At 74.4% G+C, this 7,594-nt stretch carries 11 protein-coding genes; 7 read left to right on the forward strand and 4 right to left on the reverse strand.

Features of this window, described 5'->3' with window-relative positions; genetic code table 11:
* Nucleotides 1–382: 382 nt before the first annotated feature.
* Entirely contained in the window at nucleotides 383–643 is a 261-nt protein-coding gene (locus GC722_RS12915; protein WP_197430146.1) for a WhiB family transcriptional regulator, read from the forward strand.
* A 12-nt stretch (nucleotides 644–655) separates the two neighbouring features.
* Here the strand turns inward: GC722_RS12915 and GC722_RS12920 are convergent, their stop codons facing one another.
* Nucleotides 656–1,849 carry an ArsA family ATPase gene (locus GC722_RS12920; protein WP_156610861.1) on the reverse strand — a complete coding sequence of 398 codons (1,194 nt, stop codon included), beginning with the start codon at nucleotides 1,847–1,849 and terminating at the stop codon, nucleotides 656–658.
* Complete coding sequence (locus GC722_RS12925) at nucleotides 1,846–2,805, reverse strand: ArsA-related P-loop ATPase (protein ID WP_156610863.1); 960 nt, start codon at nucleotides 2,803–2,805, stop codon at nucleotides 1,846–1,848. The genes GC722_RS12920 and GC722_RS12925 overlap by 4 nt, the downstream gene beginning before the upstream one ends.
* Nucleotides 2,806–2,911: 106 nt before the next feature.
* Here GC722_RS12925 and GC722_RS12930 point away from each other — a divergent pair, with 106 nt between their 5' ends.
* Genes GC722_RS12930 through GC722_RS12940 form a run of 3 tightly spaced genes read left to right on the forward strand, consistent with a single transcriptional unit; the run spans nucleotide 2,912 to nucleotide 4,312 of the window.
* The gene (locus tag GC722_RS12930) at nucleotides 2,912–3,076 is read left to right on the forward strand and encodes a DUF4177 domain-containing protein (protein WP_156610865.1); all 165 of its coding nucleotides are present in this window, start codon (nucleotides 2,912–2,914) and stop codon (nucleotides 3,074–3,076) included.
* Nucleotides 3,073–3,540: a RidA family protein gene (locus GC722_RS12935; RefSeq protein ID WP_197430162.1), complete on the forward strand. Its 468-nt coding sequence runs from the start codon at nucleotides 3,073–3,075 to the stop codon at nucleotides 3,538–3,540. Before GC722_RS12930 ends, GC722_RS12935 begins: the two co-directional genes overlap by 4 nt.
* A 13-nt stretch (nucleotides 3,541–3,553) precedes the next feature.
* Entirely contained in the window at nucleotides 3,554–4,312 is a 759-nt protein-coding gene (locus tag GC722_RS12940; protein ID WP_156610867.1) for an MBL fold metallo-hydrolase, read from the forward strand.
* Nucleotides 4,313–4,345: 33 nt separating this feature from the next.
* Here GC722_RS12940 and GC722_RS12945 read toward each other — a convergent pair whose 3' ends face one another.
* Complete coding sequence (locus GC722_RS12945) at nucleotides 4,346–5,023, reverse strand: Crp/Fnr family transcriptional regulator (protein ID WP_331714791.1); 678 nt, start codon at nucleotides 5,021–5,023, stop codon at nucleotides 4,346–4,348.
* Between the two features lie 105 nt (nucleotides 5,024–5,128).
* Here GC722_RS12945 and nth point away from each other — a divergent pair, with 105 nt between their 5' ends.
* Together nth and GC722_RS12955 are read left to right on the forward strand one after the other, a co-directional pair.
* Nucleotides 5,129–5,842 (forward strand): endonuclease III, encoded by a 714-nt coding sequence (gene nth / locus GC722_RS12950; RefSeq protein ID WP_156610869.1) that lies wholly within the window; start codon nucleotides 5,129–5,131, stop codon nucleotides 5,840–5,842.
* Nucleotides 5,839–6,483: a TlpA family protein disulfide reductase gene (locus tag GC722_RS12955; RefSeq protein WP_156610871.1), complete on the forward strand. Its 645-nt coding sequence runs from the start codon at nucleotides 5,839–5,841 to the stop codon at nucleotides 6,481–6,483. Before nth ends, GC722_RS12955 begins: the two co-directional genes overlap by 4 nt.
* 30 nt (nucleotides 6,484–6,513) lie before the next feature.
* Here GC722_RS12955 and GC722_RS12960 read toward each other — a convergent pair whose 3' ends face one another.
* Nucleotides 6,514–6,834 (reverse strand): rhodanese-like domain-containing protein, encoded by a 321-nt coding sequence (locus GC722_RS12960; RefSeq protein WP_156610873.1) that lies wholly within the window; start codon nucleotides 6,832–6,834, stop codon nucleotides 6,514–6,516.
* Nucleotides 6,835–6,938: 104 nt separating this feature from the next.
* Between GC722_RS12960 and GC722_RS18490 the strand changes: the two genes are divergently transcribed.
* The coding region (locus GC722_RS18490; protein WP_231747849.1) for a family 1 glycosylhydrolase at nucleotides 6,939–7,594 on the forward strand (656 nt) is incomplete at its 3' end.

Raw genomic sequence — 7,594 nt, forward strand, 5'->3', positions numbered from 1 at the left:
ACGCTGACCACCACGAACATCACCGCGGAGTAGGCCAGGGTCCCCATCCGCTTCGAGCTCACCGACATGGCCACCACAGTACGTGGGCCCACCAGAGCACAGAAACCAACGCGCGGTGGCGTGCACCCGGGCGTCCCGGGCCACCGTGTGCTCCCACGTTACCGCGCTGCCGCCGCCGCTGCCGGCGGGCGAGTCACACCGAGGGAATATCACGATCCGGTAAACGGCCAGCGAGTCGCCACTAAGGGGTGGATATGACCGCCGCTCGTGACTTAATGTTCTACCGACGCCTCGGGGGGAGCGTCTGGTCGGTCGACCCGTTGCCTCCGTCTGCGCCCAGGTGATCGGGGGGTCACCTGAACTGTGAGAAACGGGACAGACGTTGACAAGCAACCTGGATGGCTGGGCGGCACTCGCGAAGTGCCGCGGAACCAAGGACTCCCTGTTCGTGGAGGGAGCCGAACAACGCAAGGCCCGGACGCTGTGCCGTGGCTGCCCGGTACGGCTCGAGTGCCTCGCCGAGGCGCTCGACAACCGGATCGAGTGGGGCGTGTGGGGAGGTCTCACCGAGCGGGAGCGGCGTCAGCTGCTGAAGACCCGCACCGAGGTGACCTCCTGGCGGCAGGCGCTGGCTGCGTCCTGAGCTCCGTCGGGCTCACTCGTCGCGTGCGGCGAGCAGGTCGCCGACCTGGCGGAGGTCCGTCAGGTCGGTGACGTCGCCGGGCAGGGCCGGCACCGTGGTCAGCGGCATCCCCGTGTTCGCGGTGCAGAACCGTCGCACGGCGGCGCGCTGCCGCAGCACCTGGTGCATGCGGGTGGCGTGCGTGCGCAGGGCCACGGCCTCCAGCGTCTCCGGAGGCAGGTCCTCGGCCATCGCCCACGCGCGCTCGGGGGACAGCGGCACGGCCGACCCGCTCATGCGGTTCACCACCACGCCGGCCAGCGGCAGTCCCTCGTCGCCGAGACGCTCGACGAAGAACGACGCCTCGCGCAGCGCCTCCGGCTCGGGGGTCGCCACCACGAGGAAGGTCGTGTGCGGCGAGGCCAGGTTGGCCAGCGTCGCCTCGGCGCGCTGCCGGAAACCGCCGAACAGCGTCTCGAAGGCGGCGACGAAGGTCTGCACGTCCGACAGCACCTGCCCGCCGAGCACCTTGCTCATCGCGCTGGTGACGAGGGACAGCCCGACGCTCATCATCCGCACCGGCCCGCGGCCGGGGTTGAGCAGCAGCCGCAGCAGCCGGCCGTCCAGCAGCGAGCTGAGGTGCTCGGGCGCGTCCAGGAAGTCCAGCGCGGAGCGCGAGGGCGGGGTGTCGACCACGATGAGGTCCCAGCGCGCCCTCTCCGCGCCGCCGCGTCCCAGCCCCAGGTCGGCGCTCAGCTGCCCCAGCTTCTCCATCGCCATGTACTCCTGCGTGCCGGAGAAGGAGGTGGAGAGGGCCTGGTAGAAGGGGTTGGAGAGGATCTGGCGGGCCTTCTCGGGGCTGGCGTGCGCCGTCACCACGTCGTCGAAGGTCCGCTTCATGTCGAGCATCATCGCCTCGAGCGAGCCGCCGGCGGAGGTGTCGACGGCCCTCACCGGCCGGGGGGTGTTGTCCAGCTCGGCCACCCCCAGCGACTGGGCGAGCCGGCGGGCCGGGTCGATGGTCAGCACCACCACCCGGCGTCCCTGCTCGGCCGCCCGCAGGGCCACCGAGGCCGAGACGCTGGTCTTGCCCACCCCGCCCGAGCCGCAGCAGATGACGATGTTCTTGCCGCGGTCGGCCAGCAGGGCGTCCACGTCCAGGAACGGGCTGCCCGCGGGGCGCCCCCAGGCCAGGTGCTCGCTGGACGCCGCCGTGCGCGTGGTCATCCGACCTCCTCGGGGAGCTGCTCGGCCAGCGAGCCGGCCAGGGTGTGCAGGGCGGCCCGGTCGACACCGGCCGGGTCGTGGGCCAGCTCGACCAGCGGCAGCCCGGCCGGACGCAGCCGCTCGTAGCAGCCCTGCTCGTCGCGGAGGGCGGACAGCTCGTCGGCGAACTCGCGCGCCAGCGCCTCGTTCTGCTCCGGCGGCAGCCCGGGCACGTGCAGCTCGGGGCGGGCCTCCAGCGCGGCGAGCGTCTCGGTGGTCAGCGGCGTGGGGGTGACCATGTTGCAGATGATGGTGCCCACCGCGATCCCGGTGGGCCGCAGCTCCTCCAGCGCCTCCAGCGTCTCGGTCACCGGCATGTCCTGCAGCAGGGTGACCAGGTGCACCACCGTCCTCGAGGAGCGCAGCACCGACATGATCGAGTCGGCCTGGGAGTGGATGGGGCCCACCCGCGCCAGCCCGGAGACGGCCTCGTGCACGTTGAGGAAGGTCGCGATCCGCCCGGTCGGCGGGGCGTCGAGGACGACCGCGTCGTACGAGCTCGGACGCCCCTTGGTGCGTCGCCGGACGGCCTCGTAGACCTTGCCGGTGAGCAGCACGTCCCGCAGGCCCGGGGCGATCGAGGTCGCGAAGTCGTAGACCCCGAAGCGGTCCAGCGCCCGTCCCGCCAGGCCCAGCCGGTAGAAGCTGGCCAGGTACTCGGTCAGGGCGTCGCGGGCGTCGACCGACAGCCCGAAGACCTCCCCGCCCGCCGGGGTGCGCAGCAGCCGTCGCTCCTCGTCGCCCTGCAGCGGCGTGGTGGCGAACAGCTCCGCCAGCCCGCCCCGGCCCTCCACCTCGCACAGCAGCACCCGCCGCCCACCGGTCGCCAGCGCCATCGCCAGGGCGCCCGCGACCGTGGTCTTCCCGGTACCGCCCTTGCCGCTGACGATGTGCAGGGTGTGCCGCGGCTCGGACATGGCCCCCAGGGTAGGGCCCGCCTCCGGTGGCGACCGACCGGCCGGTGCGAGCGGGCGGGAGCGGCGGCACGGGCCCGGGCCGCCGGGTCCGTGAGAGGCTGACGCCATGACCAAGTGGGAGTACGTCACAGTGCCGGTGCTGGTGCACGCCACCAAGCAGATCCTCGACAACTGGGGCCAGGACGGCTGGGAGCTGGTGCAGGTGGTGCCCGGCATGAACGCCGAGAACCTGGTCGCCTACTTCAAGCGACCCGTCCCGGGCCAGTCGTGACGGCGCCCTCGGAGCGGCTGGCCGGGCTGGGCCTCGTGCTGCCCCCGGTCGCCGCCCCGCTGGCCGCCTACGTGCCGGCCACCGTGGTCGGGCGCCAGGTGTGGACGTCGGGGCAGCTGCCCATCGTCGACGGCCGCCTGGCCGCCACCGGCAAGGTCGGTGGCGCGGTCACCGCCGAGCACGGGGCCGAGCTGGCCCGCACCTGCGCCCTCAACGGTCTGGCCGCCGCCGCCTCCGTGGCCGGCGGCCTGGACCGCATCGCCCGGGTGCTCAAGGCGGTGGTGTTCGTGGCCAGCGAGCCCGGGTTCACCGCCCAGCCGGCCGTCGGCAACGGAGCCAGCGAGCTGCTCGGGGAGGTGTTCGGCGAGGGCGGGCGTCACGTGCGCAGCGCGGTCGGGGTGGCCGTCCTGCCGCTGGACGCCCCGGTCGAGGTCGAGCTCGTGCTGGAGCTCGCCGAGGCCTGACCCGGGAGGGGACATGACCCAGCCGCTGCGGGTGCTGGCCCCCAACGCGGGGCCGATGACGCTGGACGGCACCAACACCTGGGTGCTGCTCGACCGCGGTCCGGCCGTGGTGGTCGACCCCGGGCCGGCGGACGAGGCGCACCTGGACGCCGTGCTGGGGGCCTGCCCGGACGGGGTGGGGCTGGTGCTGCTGACCCACCACCACGCCGACCACACCGACGCCGTGCCCGGCCTCGTCGCCCGCACCGGCGCCCCGGTGCGCGCGGTGCGGCCGTCGCTGTGCTCGGCGGCGCCGCTGACCGACGGCGAACGGCTGCAGCTGCCCGGCGGGGTGCTGCAGGTGCTGCACGTCCCCGGCCACACCAGCGACTCGGCCGCGTTCCTGCTGAGCACCCCCGACGGGCGGTGGCTGCTGACCGGGGACACCGTGCTCGGGCGCGGCACCACGGTGATCGCCCACCCCGACGGCGACCTGACCGACTACCTCGGCTCGCTGCAGCGGCTGCGCCGGGTGGTGGAGGAGGAGCGGGTCGCCGAGCTGCTGCCCGGGCACGGTCCCGTGCGCGGGCGTCCGGCCGAGGTGCTCGAGGAGTACCTGCGCCACCGCGAGGAGCGCCTCGAGCAGGTCCGGGCCGCGCGGGCCGCCGGCGCCCTCACCCCCGAGGAGGTGGTGGCCGCGGTCTACGGGGACCTGGAGCCGACGCTGGCCGGCGCCGCGCTGCGCTCGGTCCGGGCCCAGCTGGACCACCTGGACCGCGAGGCCGCGGGCTGAGGCCGGTGGCCCGGCCCGGCGCCGGGAGGGCCCTCAGCGGGCCCGGCGCTCGATCCGGTCGACGGCGAGCAGGGTCACCGAGCGCGGCTCCAGCCGGATCCAGCCGCGGGCCGCGAAGTCGGCCAGGGCCTTGTTGACCGTCTCGCGGGAGGCGCCGACGAGCTGGGCCAGCTCCTCCTGGGTGAGGTCGTGGTTGACCAGCAGCCCCTCGCTGCGCTCGGTGCCGAAGCGGGCCGCCAGGTCGAGCAGCGCCTTGGCCACCCGCCCCGGGACGTCGGAGAAGACCAGGTCGGAGACCACGTCGTTGGCACGGCGCAGGCGCTCGGCCAGCTGGCCCAGCAGGGCGCGGGCGACCTCGGGACGTCCGGTCAGCCACTTGGCCAGCTCCTGGTGCTCCAGGCAGCGCAGCTCCACCGGGGTGACCGCGGTCGCGGTGGTGGAGCGGGGGCCCGGGTCGAACACCGACAGCTCGCCGAACATCTGGCCGGGACCCAGCACGGCGAGCAGGTTCTCCCGCCCGCCCGAGCCGCTGCGGCCCAGCTTCACCTTGCCCTGCACCACGACGTAGAGCTGGTCGCCGGCGTCGCCCTCGTGGAACAGCACAGCCCCTCGACGCAGCGTGATCGTCGACATGGCCTTCGCCAGTTCCGCCGCCGCGTCGCTGTCCAGCTCGCGGAACAGCGGCGCCTGCTTGAGCACGTCCGGGTTCACCGGTCACCTCCCGTTTCCGCCGGAACCTTACCCAAAGGCCTACCCACCCGCACGCCCGTCGCGCGGGCCGTCCCCGGCGGGTGGCAGCCGCCTATCCTGCTGGGCATGGCCCCTCCTGCTGCGACCCCGGAGACCACCCTCGCCCTGACCCGTCGGGCCAGGGCGATGAACCGGGCGCTGGCCGAGCTGTACCCCGAGGCGCGGTGCGAGCTCGACTTCGGCACCCCGCTGGAGCTGCTGGTGGCGACCGTGCTGTCCGCCCAGTCGACCGACCGCCGGGTGAACGCCGTCACCCCGGCGCTGTTCGCCCGCTACCCCGACGCCGCCGCCTACGCCGCCGCGGACCAGGCCGAGCTGGAGGAGCTGATCAAGCCCACCGGCTTCTTCCGGGCCAAGTCCAGCGCGCTGGTCAAGCTGGGCGCCGCGCTGGTGGCCGACTTCGGCGGTGAGGTCCCGGGCCGGCTGGAGGACCTCGTCACGCTGCCCGGGGTGGGCCGCAAGACCGCCAACGTCGTCCTCGGCAACGCCTTCGGCGTGCCCGGGATCACCGTGGACACCCACTTCGCGCGGCTGGTCCGCCGGTTCCGCTGGACCACCGAGACCGACCCGGTGAAGATCGAGCACGCGGTGGGGGAGCTGTTCCCGGCCAAGGACTGGACGATGCTGTGCCACCACGTGATCTGGCACGGCCGGCGCCGCTGCCACGCCCGCAACCCGGCCTGCGGCGCCTGCCCGCTGGCGCGCTGGTGCCCCAGCTTCGGCGAGGGACCCACCGACCCGGTGAAGGCGGCGAAGCTGGTGCGGGAGCCGCGCGGATGAGGCGAGCCCGGCGGGCCGCGCCGGCGGTGCTGCTGGCGCTCGCCGTCGCGCTGACGGGTTGCACCACCAGCGGCGTGCAGCGCGACCCGGCAGCCCCCTCGGCCCCGGCGCAGGCGCCGCGGTCCCCGGCCGCCGCCCCCGAGGAGGTGCGCGAGGCCCGGGTGGCCGCCGGGATCGCCGACTGCCCCGTCCCCGACGCCGACGCCGCCGCGCGCCCGGACGGCCTGCCCGACCTGGTGCTGCCCTGCCTGGGCGAGGACGCGCAGGTGTCGCTGGCCCAGCTGCGGGGGCGTCCGCTGATGGTCAACGTGTGGGCCTCCTGGTGCGCCCCCTGCCGGCAGGAGGCGCCCTACCTGGCCGAGGTGGCCGGCTCGACGCAGCAGGAGCTGCTCGTCCTGGGCCTGGTCTACGAGGACGCCGACGAGCTGGCGGCGGTGGAGGTGGCCCGGGCCAGCGACCAGCGGTACCCCCACCTGGTCGACCGGGACGGCAGCATCAGCCAGCCGCTGCGGGTGCCAGGGCCGCCGGTCACCTTCTTCGTGACCGCCGACGGCCGCCTGGTCCACACCAAGGTCGGTCCGTTCAGCGGCACCGAGGAGATCCGCGGTCTGCTCCGCGAGCACCTCCGCCTGGAGGCCTGAGGCGTCGGTCGCCGGGCGGGCGCCGACGGCTCACATCACGTAGGGGGATCCGCCCTCGCCGACGAGGGGGAGACCGCGCTCCTGCCACTCGCCCATCCCGCCGGCGACGTTGACCGCGCTGAACCCGTTCTGGTTCAGCCAGGCGGCCGCCCGCGCCGAGCGTCCGCCGGAGCGGCAGATGAGGTACACCTCGTCGTCGGCCGGGAGCTCGTCCAGCCGGGCGGTCAGCTCGGTGAGCGGCAGGTGCTGCGCGCGCTCGGCGTGCCCGGCGGCCCACTCGTCGGCCTCGCGCACGTCGACCAGGTGCGCGTCGTCGGGGATCTGGTCGATGGTCACGGTGGGGACGTCCATGACCCCGACGCTACCCCCGCCGCGACCCCGACGAGACCCCGCGCCCCCGCGGCGGACGATGGTGGACGATGGTCCGGACCCACCGAGCGCGAAGGAGCCTCACCATGACCCGATTCCCCGCCGACTTCGTCTGGGGGACCGCCACGGCGTCGTACCAGATCGAGGGCGCCGTCGACGAGGACGGCCGCCGTCCGAGCATCTGGGACACCTTCTCCCACACCCCGGGCAAGGTGTGGAACGGCGACACCGGCGACGTGGCCTGCGACCACTACCACCGCTTCGCCGAGGACGTCGCGCTGATGGCCGAGCTCGGGGTGGACGCCTACCGCTTCTCCGTCGCCTGGCCGCGGGTCGTGCCGGCCGGCACCGGCGCGGTCAACCCGGCCGGCCTCGACTTCTACCGGCGGGTGGCCGAGACCTGCCTCGAGCACGGCGTGCAGCCCTACGCCACCCTCTACCACTGGGACCTGCCGCAGGTGCTGGAGGACCGGGGCGGCTGGCTGTCCCGCGACACCGCCAGCGCCTTCGCCGACTACGCCGCCGTGGTCCACGAGGCGCTGGGCGACGTGATCGGGTCCTGGATCACCCTCAACGAGCCGTGGTGCTCCTCGCTGCTGGGCTACGCCGCCGGTGTCCACGCCCCGGGCCTGCAGCTGGGCAGCCGTGCGCTGGAGGCGGCGCACCACCTGCTGCTCGGTCACGGCCTGGCCGTCACGGCCATGCGCGAGCAGGGCGGCGACGCCCCCATCGGGATCACCCT

The sequence above is a fragment of the Auraticoccus cholistanensis genome (assembly GCF_009742705.1).
GTDB lineage: Bacteria > Actinomycetota > Actinomycetes > Propionibacteriales > Propionibacteriaceae > Auraticoccus > Auraticoccus cholistanensis.

Coding starts and splice junctions, on each gene's coding strand:
- GC722_RS12920 (WP_156610861.1), bottom strand. CDS start 1,849: ATGACCACGCGCACGGCGGCGTCCAGCGAGCACCTGGCCTGGGGGCGC.
- GC722_RS12925 (WP_156610863.1), bottom strand. CDS start 2,805: ATGTCCGAGCCGCGGCACACCCTGCACATCGTCAGCGGCAAGGGCGGT.
- GC722_RS12930 (WP_156610865.1), top strand. CDS start 2,912: ATGACCAAGTGGGAGTACGTCACAGTGCCGGTGCTGGTGCACGCCACC.
- GC722_RS12940 (WP_156610867.1), top strand. CDS start 3,554: ATGACCCAGCCGCTGCGGGTGCTGGCCCCCAACGCGGGGCCGATGACG.
- nth (WP_156610869.1), top strand. CDS start 5,129: ATGGCCCCTCCTGCTGCGACCCCGGAGACCACCCTCGCCCTGACCCGT.
- GC722_RS12955 (WP_156610871.1), top strand. CDS start 5,839: ATGAGGCGAGCCCGGCGGGCCGCGCCGGCGGTGCTGCTGGCGCTCGCC.
- GC722_RS12960 (WP_156610873.1), bottom strand. CDS start 6,834: ATGGACGTCCCCACCGTGACCATCGACCAGATCCCCGACGACGCGCAC.